General features: G+C 62.8%; 13 protein-coding genes. 3 read left to right on the top strand and 10 right to left on the bottom strand.

Going from position 1 to position 16,701, the window contains the following annotated elements:
• Positions 1–47 precede the first annotated feature (47 nt).
• From AAEO60_RS09860 to AAEO60_RS09895, 8 genes are read right to left on the bottom strand one after another with little or no spacing between them, the layout of a single operon-like run.
• Positions 48–1,019, bottom strand: a complete 972-nt coding sequence (locus tag AAEO60_RS09860) for a fumarylacetoacetate hydrolase family protein (RefSeq protein ID WP_341673489.1) — start codon at positions 1,017–1,019, stop codon at positions 48–50.
• Positions 1,019–1,585, bottom strand: a complete 567-nt coding sequence (locus AAEO60_RS09865; RefSeq protein WP_341673490.1) for a cupin domain-containing protein — start codon at positions 1,583–1,585, stop codon at positions 1,019–1,021. Before AAEO60_RS09865 ends, AAEO60_RS09860 begins: the two co-directional genes overlap by 1 nt.
• Positions 1,586–1,601: 16 nt before the next feature.
• Positions 1,602–2,288, bottom strand: a complete 687-nt coding sequence (locus tag AAEO60_RS09870) for a glutathione S-transferase family protein (RefSeq protein WP_341673491.1) — start codon at positions 2,286–2,288, stop codon at positions 1,602–1,604.
• Positions 2,285–3,442 (bottom strand): alpha/beta hydrolase family protein, encoded by a 1,158-nt coding sequence (locus AAEO60_RS09875; RefSeq protein WP_341673492.1) that lies wholly within the window; start codon positions 3,440–3,442, stop codon positions 2,285–2,287. The genes AAEO60_RS09870 and AAEO60_RS09875 overlap by 4 nt, the downstream gene beginning before the upstream one ends.
• A gap of 4 nt (positions 3,443–3,446) precedes the next feature.
• Positions 3,447–4,349: a VOC family protein gene (locus tag AAEO60_RS09880; protein WP_341673493.1), complete on the bottom strand. Its 903-nt coding sequence runs from the start codon at positions 4,347–4,349 to the stop codon at positions 3,447–3,449.
• Positions 4,350–4,375: 26 nt separating this feature from the next.
• Entirely contained in the window at positions 4,376–5,491 is a 1,116-nt protein-coding gene (locus AAEO60_RS09885) for an FAD-dependent oxidoreductase (protein WP_341673495.1), read from the bottom strand.
• 3 nt (positions 5,492–5,494) lie between these two features.
• The gene (locus tag AAEO60_RS09890) at positions 5,495–6,478 is read right to left on the bottom strand and encodes an MBL fold metallo-hydrolase (RefSeq protein WP_481125109.1); all 984 of its coding nucleotides are present in this window, start codon (positions 6,476–6,478) and stop codon (positions 5,495–5,497) included.
• Positions 6,478–9,021, bottom strand: coding sequence for a TonB-dependent receptor (locus tag AAEO60_RS09895; protein WP_341673497.1), 2,544 nt, complete (start codon positions 9,019–9,021; stop codon positions 6,478–6,480). Before AAEO60_RS09895 ends, AAEO60_RS09890 begins: the two co-directional genes overlap by 1 nt.
• Before the next feature lie 117 nt (positions 9,022–9,138).
• Here AAEO60_RS09895 and AAEO60_RS09900 point away from each other — a divergent pair, with 117 nt between their 5' ends.
• Positions 9,139–10,038 carry a LysR family transcriptional regulator gene (locus AAEO60_RS09900; RefSeq protein WP_341673498.1) on the top strand — a complete coding sequence of 300 codons (900 nt, stop codon included), beginning with the start codon at positions 9,139–9,141 and terminating at the stop codon, positions 10,036–10,038.
• Between the two features lie 629 nt (positions 10,039–10,667).
• Here the strand turns inward: AAEO60_RS09900 and AAEO60_RS09905 are convergent.
• Positions 10,668–11,564 (bottom strand): ribose-phosphate diphosphokinase, encoded by an 897-nt coding sequence (locus AAEO60_RS09905; RefSeq protein ID WP_341673499.1) that lies wholly within the window; start codon positions 11,562–11,564, stop codon positions 10,668–10,670.
• Positions 11,564–13,048 carry a thymidine phosphorylase family protein gene (locus AAEO60_RS09910; RefSeq protein ID WP_341673500.1) on the bottom strand — a complete coding sequence of 495 codons (1,485 nt, stop codon included), beginning with the start codon at positions 13,046–13,048 and terminating at the stop codon, positions 11,564–11,566. The genes AAEO60_RS09905 and AAEO60_RS09910 overlap by 1 nt, the downstream gene beginning before the upstream one ends.
• A gap of 230 nt (positions 13,049–13,278) precedes the next feature.
• Between AAEO60_RS09910 and ppsA the strand changes: the two genes are divergently transcribed.
• Together ppsA and AAEO60_RS09920 are read left to right on the top strand one after the other, a co-directional pair.
• The gene (gene ppsA / locus AAEO60_RS09915; RefSeq protein WP_341673501.1) at positions 13,279–15,648 is read left to right on the top strand and encodes a phosphoenolpyruvate synthase; all 2,370 of its coding nucleotides are present in this window, start codon (positions 13,279–13,281) and stop codon (positions 15,646–15,648) included.
• Positions 15,645–16,574: a 1-phosphofructokinase family hexose kinase gene (locus tag AAEO60_RS09920; RefSeq protein WP_341673503.1), complete on the top strand. Its 930-nt coding sequence runs from the start codon at positions 15,645–15,647 to the stop codon at positions 16,572–16,574. The genes ppsA and AAEO60_RS09920 overlap by 4 nt, the downstream gene beginning before the upstream one ends.
• The last annotated feature ends 127 nt before the right edge of the window (positions 16,575–16,701 follow it).

Raw genomic sequence — 16,701 nt, forward strand, 5'->3', positions numbered from 1 at the left:
GCGCAAATCGGGCAACCTTGCATGTCACCGAACGCATCGGTGATGACTTACGCCTGCCGGGCCACGACCCGCTGATCAATCGCACCGAAAGGCGATGCGCCTTCCGCAGTACACGCCTCCATGCGCACGGTGTCGCCAAAGTGCATGAAGCCGGTGTCCGGCTTCCCATTGGCGATGATCTCGATCGCGCGGCGCTCCGAAATGCAGCTCGATCCGACCTCGGCATAGTCCCTGTTAGCGACGGTGCCCGAACCGATCATCGTCCCGGCAACAAGGTCTCGCGTGGTTGCGGCGTGGGCGACCAGCTCGTGGAACCCCACTGACATCTCGCGCCCGTTGGCGCTGCCGAAGCGCTCATCGTTCCAGTCGATCTGGAGGTCCAGGCAGACACGCCCGTCCTGCCAGCTCGCGCCCAGTTCATCGGGTGTCACCGCGATGGGCGCAACCGAGCAGGCGGGCTTGGCGAGGATAAAGCCGAAGCCGGTGTGCATCTCGGGCACGGCATAGGCACGCAGCGACCAGTCGTTGATCTGCACGACCAGCCGGATGTGCTGCATTGCTTCTGCGGGGCTGACGCCCATCGGCACGGCATCGACGATCACGCCGAATTCGCCTTCGAAGTCGATGCCGCCCGCCTCGTCGAGAAAGGCCACATCCTCACGCGGGCCGAGGAAACGGTCGGACATGCCCTGGTACATCAGCGGGCGTACGGGATTGAGCGGCTCGGTATCGAAGGCGATCTGCATCAGGTCGGCATGAGTCTGGAAGGCGGAGCCATCGAGCCATTGCCAGCTGCGCGGCATCGGGGCCGCGAGCGTCGCTTCGTCGAGCCTCTCGCCAGCGCCGTCCTCCAGCTGCACGGCGAGCGCTTCGAGTTGCGGCTGCGCACTTGCCCAGTCCTCGATCGCGCTCAGGAGGTTCGGCAGCTGCGGGCCGGCCGCGAGGCATCGCGTGCCGTCGGCGGAAACCACCAGCAGTTCGCCATCGGGCTTGCCGTTCGCACGCGTCGCAAGGCGCATCAGGCGAGATCCTCGTCAAAGGTGCCGTCGATCAGGATGAAGGCGATGCGGCAGTTCTTGTCGGTGCGGTTGGCCCAGCCGTGGTTGGTGCCGCGCTGGACGATGATGTCCCCCGCGCGGCACACGGTCTCGCCGTCGTCGACAATCAGCACCAGCTCGCCTTCGAGCACGATGCCGTAGTCGATGGTTTCGGTGCGGTGCATGTGGGCATGCTTCGATCCGGCCCCCGTGTGGGACGAAGCGTCGCCAGCGCCAACTTCGGCAAAGTGCGCGCGCGCCTCTTCGGGCGTGACATTGTCGAGCTTGTCGCCATCGGGCGGAATGTCGAGCACGCGGATGCGAGTGCCGTTCTTCGGCGGGGCCAGCTTGAGGCCATCCTCCGGCGGTTCGCCGCTGGCAGCGTCGATCCGCGCGGGCGTTTCGGTCGTATTCCATACTTCGTGGAACATCGGCCCGGCTTCTCCGCCGACGCGCTGGTAGCGCGGCACGGGACTGTCTTCCTGGATAATTGCCTGCCCGCTGGCATTGTGCCCGGTAACGATGCGCCGGGTCGGTCCTGTCATCATGGTCTTTGCCTCTTCCTCAATCTGTCTTGCCGACCGGTGGCGGCTGGAAGAACAGTCCACGCTCCTTGAGTTCGTCCTGCGCCTTTTCTTCCCGCGCAAGTGCGGCTCGTGCGCTCGGCCGTTCGGATGCCCGGGCATAATGCTCTTGCAGCGCCGGATAGCCAGCCTGATCAAAGCCGACGCCGGTAATACGGAACCATATCCACGCGAGATAGGCGTCGATGATCGACCAGTCCTGTCCCAGCATCCATGGCTGCCGGGACAGGCGCTGTTCCAGCGGAGCAAGCTGCATGGCCAGGCCTTCGGCTGCCTTGGCGCGGATGCGCGGCGCGTCCGCGGGATCGGTAGTGATCATCGGCGACATGACGAATCGCGTCACCAGCGGGTGCAGGTCACTCGAACAGCGGAACAGCTCTGCAAGGACGGCAGCGCGCCCAGCGGCATCTTCCGGCTGCGGCAACAGCCCAGCTTCGGGGTGGGCCTGCGCCAGGTAGCTCAGGATCGCGCCATTCTGCACGATCACGCCATCATCGGTCTCCAGCGCCGGAACCTTGCCGGACGGGTTTACCGACAGGAATTCCGGCTGGCGGTGTTCGCCCGCCATGAAGGCGATAAGACGGGTCTCGAACGGCGCGCCGATCTCCTCCAGCGCAGTCAGGGTAACGCGCGCGCAGGTCTGCGGGGCGACCCACAAGCGCATCATGCGGTGTGTCCGCCCAACGTCTCGGCAAACCAGTCGGCGATAAGATCGCGCCCGTAACTCATGTTGTCTGCCCCCACGTGCTCCACACCGCCCTCGCGCTCGGTGAAGATGACCTTCTCGCGGCGCGGCGAATTGACCAGCTGGTCATAGAGGTCATCCGCATAGTCGACGCTGATCTGCCGGTCATGCGCGCCGTGGGTGACGAGGAAGGGAACCTTGATCCGGTCCATGTGGCCGTTGAGGTTCATGTCTGTCGACTTGGCGAGGAAATCGTCCTGATCCTTCGCGCCAAAGGCCCAGTGCACATGCGCCCAGTAATGCGGGACCGGGTTCTCGCCCTCGCGCTCCATGCGCTTGTCCTGCACCTCGCGCCAATTGTGGTTGGCGCCCCATACGGCGCCGCTGGCGAAGCGCGGTTCATAGGCAACGGCGCGCGGGGCGAAGTGTCCGCCCAGCGAGATGCCGGTCATGCCGATGCGGGCATTGTCGACTTCCGGCTGCGCTTCCAGCCAGTCGACCGCCTTGCTGGCCCAGCTTTCCGAATGCGGATCGACCGGCAGGTCCTGCAGGCGCAGCGCTTCACCGGTGCCGGGTTGGTCGACGCACAAGGTGGAGATGCCGCGGCGCGCAAGGGCAGCGGGCATGCCGGTCCAGTAGAGCATTTCCTTGCAGCTATCGAGGCCGTTGCAGAACACCACGCACGGCTTCGCCCCTTCGCCCGGAGCGCGGGTGAACAGAGCCGACATCGTGCCTTTTGCGAGCGGAATTTCGACCCGTTCACGGTTGAACTTGCCGAGCTGCGTGGACTTGTCGAAAGTCTCGCGGGCCAGCGCGTAGGTTTCCTCGCGCCCCTGCGTTCCATGGCCCTGCATGCGCTCGGCAACCAGCAGGTAGAGCGAAGCACGTTCCAGCTTGTCCGAGGCGGAAAAGGCGCGCCCCTTCGCTTCATCCTCTGCCGCCAATTCCAGCAGCTTGTGCCCCATCGCCGCCCAGGCTCGCATGAATTCCGGCGTGCCGGCATCGGCGCCATTGTCGGCCGCATCCAGGATCGGCTGGCACATGTCGACGATCTCGCCGATGCGCCCGCCACTTTCCATCGCGATGGCGACGCTGAGGTTCCAGATGTAGTTCTTGAAGGGAGAGTAAAGTGCCACCCGGTCAGACCTCCGCCGGCTTGAACAGACACGGATCGGGGGCGGGTTTCGGCATGGTCTGCGGACCGCCAGTGCCAACGCCCCACTGGTCCATGATCCGAGGACCGGGCTCGTAGACGGTGGGTTCGAACGTTTCGAAGTCCACCTCTTCCAGTTCGGCGGTATATTCCACCGCAAACCCGTTCGGCGTGCAGAAGTAGCTGAAGGTGTTGTCGCCTGCCGTGTGCCGACCCGGCCCCCAACGGCAGTCAATGTCGCGCTGCTTCAGCCGCGAGACCCCACGCATCATGTCATCAATGCCCAGCATGTCATAGGCGACGTGGTTGAGGCAGGGCGGCCCCGGCAGCAGGGCAAATCGGTGGTGCGCGCTATTGCAGCGCAGGAAGCACATGAAGTCGCCCAGCCAGTCCGACACCTTGAAGCCCAGCACATCGGTAAAGAACTTCACCATCGCCTGGTGATCGGGCGAATGCAGCACGATGTGACTGATCTTGACGGGCATGCCTTCCCAGCGCTCCATCGGCCGCATCTCGAGCTTGGCGACGTCAGCCGAAATCTCGAACGGCAGGCCGTCCGGCGAGAAAAAGCGGAAGCCATATCCGCCTCCGGGTCCGTCGATATCGCGCGGTTCGTGGATGATCTTGCACCCGGCCTCGGCAACCTTGCCATGCAGCGCATCGACGTCCGCGCGACTGTCCGCCGCCAGCGCGATCACTTCGACACAATTGGAGCTTGTCGCGTGCAAGCGCACGACATGGTGTTCGTCGTGTCCGTGGGTCTTGAACCAGGCCTTGTCATCTTCGGCGGCCACTTCGACCAGGCCCCAGTTGTCAGCATAGAATTTGCGCTCGGCATCGAAGTCCTCGACGCCGTAGCCAACATAGCGAATTTCCGTCACTCGGCTCATATTGCGTGTTCCCGAATTGGTAAGAATCAGATTGGTTGCGCGGTGAATTCGAACATCTCCGCGGTCGCCTTGTGGTTATCGACTGGCGGGCCCTTGCCCAACTGTCCGTGACAGATCGCCAGCGAACTTTCGACGATGTACTTGCAGCGTTCGAAGCGGCGCTCGCGATAGGCGGCAAAGGCCGCTTCGGGCGTGTCCGCCCTTGCCAGCTCCTCTGCCAAGACGATGCTGTCCTCGATCGCCATGCCAGCGCCTTGCCCAAGGTGCGGCGTGGTGGCGTGAACGGCATCACCCAACAATACCACGCGTCCCCTGCTCCACGGCCCGTAGACCATCATGCCCTCCAGCGGGCGATAGACTACACCGTCGTCGTCGGTGATATTTTCCGCCAGCTCACGGATCTGCGGTGCGGTGCCCGCCAGCTTCTCGCGCATGACCTGCGCCAGCCCATCCTTGTCATACCAGGGATTTCCCGGCTCGGGCGTGGTGACGTAGATGTACATCAGGTCCGCAGTCATCGGCACGAGACCGACACCGGTCGGCCCGTTGTACACATGGAGCGAATCCAGATCGGCAGGGCGCGGCAGGTTGTACCGCCAAACCGCCTGGCCGGTATATTCCGGCTTTTCCGCATCGGGCAGGACTTTCTGGCGGGTATCGGAATAGACGCCGTCCGCGCCGACCACGATGTCAAATCGTCCTTCACTGCCGTCGGAGAAGCGGACTGTAACGCCCTCGCCATCATCCTCGATCTGTTCGGCGGTTACCCCAAGGCGCACGTCGGCACCCGCTGCAATCGTGCGATCACCCAGCACCTTCTGCAGGGCCGGCCGGGCAATGCCGACATTGGCGGGGTAGCCGTCCACCAGCCGCGGGCTGGGCACCTTTGCCACCTGCGTGCCGTCGGGCGCATGGACCGCGACAAAGTCGAAACCCATCGCCGCATCCATGTAGTCGTCCAGCAGCCCCAGCTGGTGCATGGCGCGCAGGACGTTCCCCTGCTGGATGATGCCCACGCCGTAGACCGCCCAATCGGGGTCTTTTTCGATGACAGTGACATCGTGTCCGTCACGGCGCAGCGCGATTGCCGCCGTCAGGCCGCCGATCCCCCCGCCTATGATCAGTATCTCTAGATTCTTCATAACTCAGAATGCATCCATGTCGTCGGCAATCACGAAGGGCCCGTCATAGGCCAGGGCGATGTCCTGGAGGTATTGCATATGCCCCTGCTCGGACTTTTCCCAGCCCGAGAAATGGGTGACCACCACTGAACGAACGTCTGCGCGGCTGGCCATCTCCCCCACCTGCGTAGCCGAAAGGTGGTGTTCGGAAAGGTGGGACTGCATGGCGCGCGAAACCGGTTCCGGCATGCCCGGGTTGGCCGCCAACAAACGTTCGATCGTCAGCGGAATGTCCATCATTTCCACCACGAGCAGATCGGCCCCGGTGGCAAGTTCTTCCACCGCTGCGCTCGGCCCCGTATCCCCGGTGTAGACGATGGAGCGGCCCGGCAGGTCGAAGCGATAGGAGAGCGACTGGAAGCGCTCTGCCAGTTCGCTGCCTGCGGGGAAACTGTAGTGCGAATTCTCACGCACGGTCACTGTCATGCCGTCGACTTCGACAGAGTCCCCGTCGCGCAGTTCGACGACGCGGATACCCGCTCGGTGGTCCACGGGCGCCGCACCCGCAACACCGTAGTTGGCCGTCGCGCCCGGCTCCATCGAGGCCAGCAATCCGTCAACCAGTTGCCGGGTCTCGGGCGGCCCGTAGATCGTCAGCGGATCGGTGCCGTTGGTCTGGAAGCGCAGCCCTAGAATACCAGCAAGGCCGGCAGTGTGGTCGAAGTGCAGGTGGGAAATGAAGATCGCGTCTAGCGCCTTCGTTTGCACACCTGCCGCACCACTCTGGCCGGCCGCCCCGTCACCGACATCGACCAGATAGTCTTGGCCATTGAAGCGAAGCAGGTTTGCAGGCTGGGACCGGGTGTCGCTGGTCACCGGCCCCGCCCCCGTTCCGAGCGTTATCCAGGTACCGGTTGCATCCGCGGCGGCAACCTGCGCAGTTGCCGGCACGGCAGACAGCAAGAGTGCAGAGCAGGCTGCGATTACGCGCGAGTAAGATGCCATCATCAGAACTGGTAGCCGAGACGCACACCATAGGTACGCGGCGGCTGGTATGTCGTGGCGACGATGTTGCCGGAACCTGTCTGGTTGAGTGAAGGTACGGCTTCGTTCGTAATGTTGCGTACATAGGCTGTAATTCGCCAGAATTCGTCGATGTCGGCAAGCGTCAGCGTTGCATCCAGAGTGAAGTTATCATCCACCCGGCTCAGCGGGATATAGTTGAAGCCAATCTGCCGGCTAGCGATGTAACGGCCATCTACCGTCCCTGACAGAACGAAATCGCCAAGGTCGATCTCCTGCGTCAGCCCGAAACTGGCCGTCCATTTCGGTGCATTGAGAGCGTCGCGACCCGAGCAGTCGACATTGAACGAACGGTTCGGATCGGTAGGGCCTGTGGCGACCTGCGTCGCCTCGCACCCGGTCACAGGGCGGAGGAAGTTAAGCGGATCTTCTGCCGGATCTGAGAGATCGACCTGGCTGAAACTGAAGCTGTCATAGGTCGCATCAAGGTATTGCACGCTGCCGCGAATGAAAGTGGTATCGGTGGCAGCCACCTGGAAATCGATGTCGGCACCCATGATTGTCGATGCGCCGACATTACGAGTGTAAAAAGCGTTGTTGCCATTGGCATCTACGCCCAGAGCAGCCAACTGCTGGCCGGAATATTCCCAATAGAACATTTCGATATTCAGCTCGACGCGATCATCGAAGAAGCGGTTCTTCGAACCCAGGGTGAAAGCGTCGATGAATTCCGGCTCGTAAGTCTCGCGCCCGAAGGCGAGGTTGAAGCCGCCCGAACGAAAGCCGTTCTCGAAACTGACATAAAGCAGGTTGTCGGGAGTCACATCGTATTCGGCGGCGATGCGATAGGTGAGTTCAGTGTCCCCGTCCGTTGCGCGCGTGGTGTTGGGCGTGATGGCAATGATCGCCCCCGGTCCAAACTGCGCTGGGGCAAAGATATTGAATGGACCATAGGGGAAGACCTGACCCACACCGTCCGGTCCGTCGGGATTGAATGCCACAGCCGGATTGGCTGCCGGGAACAGCGCCGGGTCGATCTGGTCCAGCGTGTCCTGCAGCGTAAGGCCGACAGGAAGGGTCGGCACGTGGCTGCAGTTCGGCGGCCGTCCGACCGGATGTTCAAGGCAAACTGCCGCAGTCGCCGTGGCGAAAGCGTCTATCGAGCGGCTGTCGTCGGTCCAGCGCAAGCCACCGACAAGGCGGAAATCATCCGACAGGTTAAGTGTCGCGCGCCCGAAGAAGGCGAACGATTCCGTCTGCGAATCGAAGGTGTTATGGCTGATCGTGGCGAACTGGTTGAACGAGTTGGTACCGACCACCTGTTCGTCGAAGTAGAAGCCACCGACGATCCAGTCGACCGGTCCGGTCTCGCCCGAGAGGCGCGCTTCGAGGCTGTATTGTTCTGCCTCGTCTTGGTTGATGGCAGCCTTGAACGGAGGGCCATTGAACTGGTTGTCCAGCTCTGACCGGCGATAGGCCGGAATCACCACCAGGTCCGCACCACCCAGGTCAACATTCAGCTCGGCACTTACGCCGAAGTAATTGTCGTTGCGGAATGGGTAGGCATAGCCCTCGTAAGGCGAATGCAGCGGCGCACCCGCGATGGTGTTGGAGAACGCCAGTGCCTGGGGCGCGTGAACCCCCGTCCAGGGCGCGGATACGTTGGCGGGAGCCGGGCTGAAGGCCCACCCCGGCACCGGAAGATCATTGCGACCAGGCACTTGCGGCGGCAGGAAATTGTAATTGCCGACGATGGTGATGCCAGGCCCAACGCCGTTTTGCTCGGAATAATCGACCGAGAAGCGGATGTCTGCAGTGTCGCCCAGCTCCGCAAGAAGTTGGCCGCGAAACGCAATATCGTCGGCATCATTGGTGCCGTCCGAATTGTAGCCGTCATGGGCATTATGGGCCGCCGCCAGCCGGACGGCGACGGAATCGCCGATCGGAATGTTGGCCATGCCCGAAATTTCCACGGAGTCGTAGTTGCCGATATCGAGAGACACCGCACCGCTCAGCTCGCCAAGTTCCGGTCGATTGGGAATGACGTTAATGGCGCCGCCAGTGGCATTGCGGCCGTAAAGCGTGCCCTGCGGACCCTTGAGGACCTCTACTCGGTTCAAATCGAGGAACGAGGCAACTGTCGAAGTCGAGCGGCCAATATAAACTCCGTCGATATTGAAGGAGACAGCGGGGTTCGTATAGCCGTTGTTGGTAAAGTTGCCGACGCCCCGAATAAAGTATCCGGGGTTAGCGCCACCGCCTGACGTCACGGTCAGGGAAGGTGCGATCTTGCTTAAGGCAGTCGCATCGGAAACACCCGCAAGTTGCATCTCCTGCCCGGTGGCAACGTCCACCGGAATGGCGGCATCCTGCAACGATTCCTCGCGGCGCTGCGCGGTCACGGTAATTGTGTTGAGCGCCGGACTGGTGCGAACCTGCGGCTCTTCATCTTGCGTTTCCTGAGCGAGCGCAGACTGCGCCGTCATGGCAATGGCGATCGCCGAACTGGTGGCTAGAAACTTGTGCATCGCTGAATCTCCCCATCGGCCGCTGTCTCCGCGGCCTGCTGCGACCGTTTCGCAGTCGCAAGGATATCAGTAAAATTCTTTGTTTTTCTCGTTCACAACAAATGCTATTTATGAAGAATGCGGCTGGACAACTTCGATCTCAACCTGCTCGTGGCATTCGATGTGCTCATGCAGGAACAGAACGTCACGCGGGCGGCAAACCGCCTGAACGTGACCCAGTCGGCGATGAGCGCCTCCCTGAAGCGACTGCGAGAGAGTTTCCAGGACGACATCCTGACGCAGCACGGGAAACGCATGATTCCCACGCCTTTCGCACTTACCCTGCAACCGGACATTGCCGAGAAGATCTCCGAGTTGCGGGCGCTGATCGCGCGGCAGGGTCGCTTCGATCCCGCGAGTTCGGAACGGCATTTCAGGATCGCCGCGTCCGACTACATCACGACGGTTCTATTGGTCCCGTTGCTGAACTCGCTGGCGCGGGAAGCCCCTTCGATACGGTTCACGTTCGAACTCCCCGGCCCCGCTTCGCAACTGTCGCTTGGCAATGGTGAACTCGACATGATGCTGACGCCGGAAATCTTCATCGTTCCCAATCATCCGAGCGAGCTCGTCTTCGAAGAACGGCACGTCACCGTGGCCTGGACGGGCAACCGCGCGGTGGGCGAAACGCTCACCCCGGAAACCTTCGTAAGCTCCGGGCACGTGGGCGTGAACGTCTCGCGCAGGTTCACCTTCGCCGAAGAGTGGTTCAACCAGCAGGGGATCGAGCGGCGGATCGAGGTGAACGCGGCGTCCTTCATCCAGTCGCCTTTCCTGGTGCCCGAAACGATGCGCTTGTGCGTGATGCACGAAAGGCTCGCCCGTTACATGGCCGAACGTCTCCCGTTGCGAATCCTCGAAACGCCCTTCCCCATCCCGCCCATGCGGGAGATGATGCAATTTCACGCTACGAGGAAGGAAGACCCCGGCCTGCTGTGGCTGCGGGGAAAGTTAAGCGAGATGGCCGGACGGCGGTGAGAACAAGCTGGCTTGCCGGACAAGCAGGTCAGCGCACGTCAGATCCCGAAAGCTGTCTCCGCACCTTCCCGGGGAAACACAACGCAAAAACTTGCACTTTCCGGAACTCAAATCTGACCTGACCGGCACCGGGCCGTGAAGCGATTGCAGTTTGCCCGCGACCGTGAATAGTTGATCCTGCATCAGACCGCGCGCTTTCTCGCCGGACCGGATCATCGGGAGGAGATTACGTCTTGGCTGGAAGCCTCAAATTCACGCTCGCAAACCTGATGGGGTAACTTACCCTTTGCCTGGAAAGCCTTTTGCCATGCCGCATGCGCAAACGACAAAACTGTCATTGTCACTCTCAAACCATCTATGATTCGAAGCAGCTCGAAGAGTTTCCCGACCAACTATCAGCTCGCCTCCGGCAGGGCTTCTTTCGTCCTTATGCGGTCAAATCGGGCAAGATTGCCTCTCGTCCAGAATCTGCCAATCGATTGCGCTCATCTGCACGGAATATCTTGGACCGATTGCTTTCTGTCAGCTTTTGGAGGCCAGAGCGACGAAAGCCGTCAGTCCGCTAACGGCCCAATGCCAGACGTTCGGCGCGTCCCCATGCCTGGCGACGAGGGCGGGTGGTGGCGCGCTCAGGGCTTGTCGGCCAGCCAGCCCCTTTCGACAATCGCATCGGCCAGCAATCCTGCCAGAGGAATTACCGCCGCCGGTCCCGGGACAGAGTCGGTTGAACTGATGCGCGCGATACCGCTGCGATGTAGCCTGTCGAGGTCTTCGCGGTTGGCGAGGCAGTGCGTAGTGACAACTTCGACGCGGGAGGCCCCGCCATCCAGCAACCTGCGGGCGGCTACTTCGATTGTGTGGCCGCTGGCAATGACGTCGTCCACCAGCACCACCGGCCTGCCGGCGACCTTGGCGATCCCGGAGAAGGCCAGTTCCACCTCCCTGTCTCCCAACCGCCGCTTTTCCCCGACGATCGTGTCCAGGCCCAGTGGCGTGGCAATGGCTTTGACCCATTGCGCGGATTCGCTGTCGGGTCCCGCGAGCACGACATCGTCTGCTTGCTTGACAAAACTACCCAAGGCGGGCGCAGCCGAGATGCTCCGGGCATCCAGCCCGGGCATGACTTCGGATAGTGAGCTTATGCGGTGGAGATGGGGATCGACCGTCAGCAGGGCATCGAAATGCCGCGCCAACAGCGCGCCGATGACCCGCTGGCTGACCGCCTGCCCCGGCTCGAAGGCACGGTCCTGCCGCATGTAGCCGAGGTAGGGCACGACAAGGATGACCTGCCGAGCATGATTGTCGCGCAGGGCAGCCGCTGCAAGCAACAGCTCAACGAGCTTGGTATTGGGATTGTCGAGCGAACGGAAGAGAATGGCCAGGCCCGGACGGGGTTCCACCTGCACGAGGCTCTCGCCGTCAGGGAAGCGATGGGTCTTCACGCCGGACAATTCGAGGCCAAGCCGCGTGGCCAGTTGTCGGGCTGGCTCCAGGCTTTCGGGAAAGGCGTGGACCGTGGCAGCCATCAGGCGATGACGTACCCCGAATTCTCCCCCGCGAATTCACGGGCGAAACCGAGGCCGATGTCTGAATTGGCATAGATCCGGTACAGCGCTTCTCCCTTGTGGACGGCGGAACCGGTCTTGTGCAGCAGGTCGATGCCGGCCCCCTGGTCCAGCGGGGCACCGGCGTGGCGCGCGATGCGGGCGATCCTCTCGCAGTCGATGGAAGTCACCCGACCCGTGCTCTGCGACTGCACATCGTGCCGGAACTTGCCCAGTGACGGCTTGACCGGATTGGCTCCCTGCGCCGCAATGATGCGCTCCATCGCGGCCAGCGCCTCGCCCGATGCGAGCAATTCCAGCGCCCGCGCATAGCCGCGCCCGCCGGGTAGTTCTGGGTCGAATTCAAGCATATGGCCTGCCAGTGCCAGCGCGTGTTCGCGCAAGTCGGCCGGCGCGTCGGATTCGTTGCGCAAGACTGCCATCACGTCCCTGGCTTCCAGCACCGGCCCGACGCCGTGTCCGATCGGTTGGGAGCCGTCGCTGAAAATGATCGTCGTTTCCATGCCCATGTGCCGGGCGACATATTCGAACAGCTTGCGCAGGCGCACGGCGGCGTTCTGCGAGCGGACCTTGGCCGTAGGGCCGACCGGAATGTCGATCACGAGGTGCGTGGAACCGGCTGCCACCTTCTTGGAGATGATCGAGGCGACCATCTGTTCGAAGGTGTCCAGCCGCAAGGGCCGCTCCACCGAGATCAGCACATCGTCGGCAGGCGACAGGTTCATGCGGCCGCCCCAGGCCAGCACGGCACCTTCCCGCGCAACGATATCGGCCATTTCCTTGCTGGTCAGTTCGACCTTGGCCAGCACTTCCATCACATCGGCGGTGCCGCAAGGAGAGGTGATCGCGCGCGAGGAGGTCTTGGGGCAAATCAAGCCATGCGCGGCGACGATCGGCACCACGATCATGGAAGTGCGATTGCCGGGGATGCCGCCTATGCAGTGCTTGTCCACCACCAGAGGGGAATCCCAGCTCAGGTGGTTGCCCACAGCCACCATGGCCTCGGTCAACGCGAGCGTTTCGGGCGTACTCATGAAGCCGGCGCAAGCGACGAGGAAGGCACCGATCTCCATGGGCGAATAACGATGCGCGGCGATATCGCGGATCACCGCAGAGATTTCCGCCTCGCCCAGCGTGTCGCCGTCGATCTTGCGGCGCACGAATTCGAGGCTGGCGGGCGGCCTCGCCTGGGCAATCTGCACCATTGCGCCCTCCGGCAGGCCAAGGCGCCGAAATGCCTGTTCTCCCAGCCCGATCTCGCAATCGGAAATGATCTGGTCATCGTCGACCAGTGCCAGGGACGCGAGGATTTCGCGGCCTTCGCCGGTGATGCGGATCTTGCGCAGCGCCTGGAATTGCTCGGCCGAATAGCCGTTGCTGTGGCGCAGCATGAAGGCGGTGTTGTCCGGGTAGGTATCGATCGGCAGGCGCCGAACTCGTAACATGGCTCTCTCCTCCCCATAACCTTATGGGCTTTGGGGTAACTAGGGGAAGCGATAGTTGCACCGCCTTGTCCGTGGTCAAAGCGCTTTGACTGTCGGTCGACGCAATAGCCGGACAATCAGCGCCGATTGCACTGCAACCGGATTGATCTGCGACAAGGCAGGCGGCACCGATCCGTGAAAAATACACTGTGGTCTGTGCTATGCACGGCCAGGGCAATGCGGGAAGAGCCATGACATACATCCTCTGGTTCGAGCAGATTACCATCGGGCAGGTTCCGCTGGTTGGCGGCAAGAATGCATCGCTGGGCGAGATGGTGCGGGAACTCGGCAGCGCGGGCGTCCGCGTTCCTGGCGGTTTTGCCACCACGGCGGATGCCTATCGCGGCTTCCTTGACGCGAACGACCTTGCCTCGACCGTCGAGCGGGAGATCGGCGCCTTCCGCCGGGGCGAGCGCGGCCTCCAGGCCGCAGGGTCGGCGATCCGCGAACGGTTCCTGGCCGCAGAACTGCCGACAGACCTCTCCGAAGAGATCGTTTCAGCCTATGCCGAACTGGGCATGCGGACCGGTGCCGTGGATCATGCCGTGGCCGTGCGCAGCAGCGCGACGGCGGAGGACCTGCCCGATGCCAGTTTCGCCGGCCAGCAGGAAACCTTCCTCAACGTCAGCGGCAACGATGCCTTGCTGGCTGCCTGTCGGCGCTGCTTCGCCTCGCTGTTTACCGACCGGGCGATCAGCTACCGAGAGGCCAAGGGCTTCGACCATCTCGACGTGGCGCTATCGATCGGCATCCAGCAGATGGTGCGTTCCGACCTCGCTGGATCGGGGGTTGCCTTCACCATCGATCCGGAAACCGGTTTTCCCGGCGCGGTGATCATCAGCGCCGCATGGGGGCTGGGGGAAACGGTGGTGCAGGGAACAGTCGACCCGGACAAGTACGCGGTCTTCAAGCCCCTGCTGGGAAAGCCCGGTGTCGTGCCGATCATTGAGAAGGCCGCGGGCGGAAAGGCCATCAAGATGGTCTATGCCGATGACGGGGACGCGTCGACGCGGGTGGTCGAAACCGGCGCAACGGAGCGCCGGGCTCTGGTGCTGTCAGACGCTGAGATTGTCGAACTGGGCAACTGGGCGCTCGCCGTCGAGCGTCACTACGGCCGTCCCATGGACATCGAATGGGCGAAGGACGGCAACAGCGGCCTGCTCTACCTTGTCCAGGCCCGCCCGGAGACGGTCCAGTCGGGACGCGAACAGAATTCGATGTTGGTCTATCATCTTGAGGGAACGGCCAAGCCGATTGCCAGCGGCACCGCCATCGGTTCGGCAATCGCGAGCGGCAAGGCCTGCGTCATTGCCAGTGCCGGTGACATCGAAGACTTCGTCGACGGGTCTATCCTGGTGACCGACACCACTGACCCGGACTGGGTGCCGGTCATGAAGCGCGCTTCGGGCATCGTGACCAACCACGGCGGGAACACCAGCCATGCCGCGATCGTCAGCAGGGAACTGGGAGTGCCGGCCATCGTCGGCTGCGGCGATGCCACGCGGCAGATTGCGGACGGCCAGGTAATTACGATTTCCTGTGCAGATGGCGAAGTCGGCAAGGCCTACGATGGCGAACTTGCCTTCACGCATGAAGAGATCGACGTCGGCGCGCTGCCTGAGACGCGCACGCAGGTGATGGTCAACATCGCCGATCCCGCCGCGGCCTATCGCTGGTGGCGCCTGCCTGCCAAGGGCGTCGGCCTCGCCCGCATGGAGTTCATCATCAACACGGCGATCAAGGTCCACCCGATGGCGCTGGTCCATCCCGAGCGGCTGCCCGCAGAGGAGCGTGCGCAGATCGAGGCGTTGACCTGCAGCCATCCTTCGCCCGGCGAATTTTTCGTCGACCGGCTGGCACGCGGTATCGCCAAGCTCGCCGCGCCCTACTACCCGCATCCTGCGATCGTCCGGCTGAGCGATTTCAAGACCAACGAATATGCGCACCTGCTCGGCGGTGCGGTGTTCGAGCCGTCTGAGCAGAACCCCATGATCGGGTTCCGCGGTGCCTCGCGCTACTACGACGAACGCTATCGCGAAGGCTTCGCGCTCGAATGTAGAGCGCTCAAGCGCGTGCGCGAGGAGATGGGCTTCGACAACGTTATCGTCATGGTGCCGTTCTGCCGCACACCAGCCGAGGCCGACAGGGTGCTGGCAGAAATGCGCATGAACGGGCTGGAGCGGGGCAAGAACGGGTTGCAGGTCTACATGATGTGCGAAATCCCCTCGAATGTGATCCTCGCCGACCAGTTCGCCCCCAGGTTCGACGGCTATTCCATCGGCAGCAACGATCTGACGCAGCTCACCCTCGGGATCGACCGTGATTCAGAACTGCTGGCTCACCTCTTCGACGCTCGTGACGAGGCGGTGAAGCGGCTGGTGGTTGAGGCGATCAAGCAATGCCATCGTGCCGGGATAAAGATCGGAATCTGCGGCCAGGCTCCCAGCAACCACCCCGACTTCGCCGCCTTCCTGGTCGAGCAGGTCATCGATTCGATCTCGCTCAACCCCGACAGCTTCGTGCGCACGATCCGGTCCATCGCCGCTGCGGAAGCCGCATGACCGAACTTGCGACCCTAACCGTCAACCCCACCATCGACGTCGCCTTCGAAGTCGATCGCGTCCTGCCTACGCACAAGATCAGGGGGCGCGACGAACGCCACGATCCGGGCGGCGGCGGCATCAATGTCGCGCGCGTTTTCTCCCGGTTGGGTGGGGCGGCGCGCTGCTTCTACCTAGCGGGCGGGGCAACGGGTTCGACGCTCGACAGCCTGGTGGACCGGGAGGGTATCGACCGCGTCCGGATCGCCATTGCCGGCGAGACGCGCATCGCGATGGCCGTGCGCGAGAAGGACAGCGGCCTGCAATATCGTCTGGTGGCGGACGGGCCGCAGATCTCGGCAGCCGAATGGCAGGAATGTCTCGATCACCTGGCCGGGACGGATTTCGAATATCTCGTCGCCAGCGGCTCGCTGACGCATGGCCTGCCGGACGATTTCTACGATCGCGTCGCGGATATGGTGGTGAAGCGCGGCAAGCGCATGGTGCTGGACAGTTCCGGCCGCGGTCTGGCCGGAGGGATGGCGGGTGGCAAGGTATTCCTCGTCAAGCCAAGCCTTGGCGAGCTGCGCAGCCTGGTCGGAGAGCGGCTGGAGAGCGAGGCGGAAATTACCGAGGCAGCTCGCTCGCTGGTCGCGGACGGGGCTTGTGAAAACATGGCGGTCACACTTGGCGAGGACGGGGCGCTGCTGGTGGCAGGCAACACAGTGTTGCGCCTTCCCGCAGTCACGGTGCCGGCGCTCAGCGCAGTCGGGTCGGGAGACAGCTTCGTTGGCGCGATGGTATTTCGCCTGGCGCGTGGTCACGCCATCGAAGACGCATTCCGCTTCGGGATTGCGGCAGGCGCGGCGGCGGTCCTCACGCCCGGAACCGATCTGGCGCGCGCCGACGACATCCACAGGCTGTTCAAGGAAGCATGCCAAACCTGATGGTTGCAGGCTTGCGCTGTTGCGGCCTGGTTATCGCCGAGGGCGGTCCTCCCAACTGCCCGGATGATCAACCAGAAGGTATCTTGACTACTGCCTATCGAGCAGCCCACCGAATGTCCGCCAACGC

The sequence above is a fragment of the Aurantiacibacter gilvus genome (assembly GCF_038289935.1).
Taxonomy (GTDB): domain Bacteria; phylum Pseudomonadota; class Alphaproteobacteria; order Sphingomonadales; family Sphingomonadaceae; genus Alteraurantiacibacter; species Alteraurantiacibacter gilvus.

Excerpts from the sequence above, each read along its gene's own strand:
- AAEO60_RS09860 (WP_341673489.1), bottom strand. The coding sequence starts at position 1,019 with ATGCGCCTTGCGACGCGTGCGAACGGCAAGCCCGATGGCGAACTGCTG.
- AAEO60_RS09865 (WP_341673490.1), bottom strand. The coding sequence starts at position 1,585 with ATGATGACAGGACCGACCCGGCGCATCGTTACCGGGCACAATGCCAGC.
- AAEO60_RS09870 (WP_341673491.1), bottom strand. The coding sequence starts at position 2,288 with ATGATGCGCTTGTGGGTCGCCCCGCAGACCTGCGCGCGCGTTACCCTG.
- AAEO60_RS09880 (WP_341673493.1), bottom strand. The coding sequence starts at position 4,349 with ATGAGCCGAGTGACGGAAATTCGCTATGTTGGCTACGGCGTCGAGGAC.
- AAEO60_RS09885 (WP_341673495.1), bottom strand. The coding sequence starts at position 5,491 with ATGAAGAATCTAGAGATACTGATCATAGGCGGGGGGATCGGCGGCCTG.
- AAEO60_RS09890 (WP_481125109.1), bottom strand. The coding sequence starts at position 6,478 with ATGATGGCATCTTACTCGCGCGTAATCGCAGCCTGCTCTGCACTCTTG.
- AAEO60_RS09895 (WP_341673497.1), bottom strand. The coding sequence starts at position 9,021 with ATGCACAAGTTTCTAGCCACCAGTTCGGCGATCGCCATTGCCATGACG.
- AAEO60_RS09900 (WP_341673498.1), top strand. The coding sequence starts at position 9,139 with ATGCGGCTGGACAACTTCGATCTCAACCTGCTCGTGGCATTCGATGTG.
- AAEO60_RS09905 (WP_341673499.1), bottom strand. The coding sequence starts at position 11,564 with ATGGCTGCCACGGTCCACGCCTTTCCCGAAAGCCTGGAGCCAGCCCGA.
- AAEO60_RS09910 (WP_341673500.1), bottom strand. The coding sequence starts at position 13,048 with ATGTTACGAGTTCGGCGCCTGCCGATCGATACCTACCCGGACAACACC.
- ppsA (WP_341673501.1), top strand. The coding sequence starts at position 13,279 with ATGACATACATCCTCTGGTTCGAGCAGATTACCATCGGGCAGGTTCCG.
- AAEO60_RS09920 (WP_341673503.1), top strand. The coding sequence starts at position 15,645 with ATGACCGAACTTGCGACCCTAACCGTCAACCCCACCATCGACGTCGCC.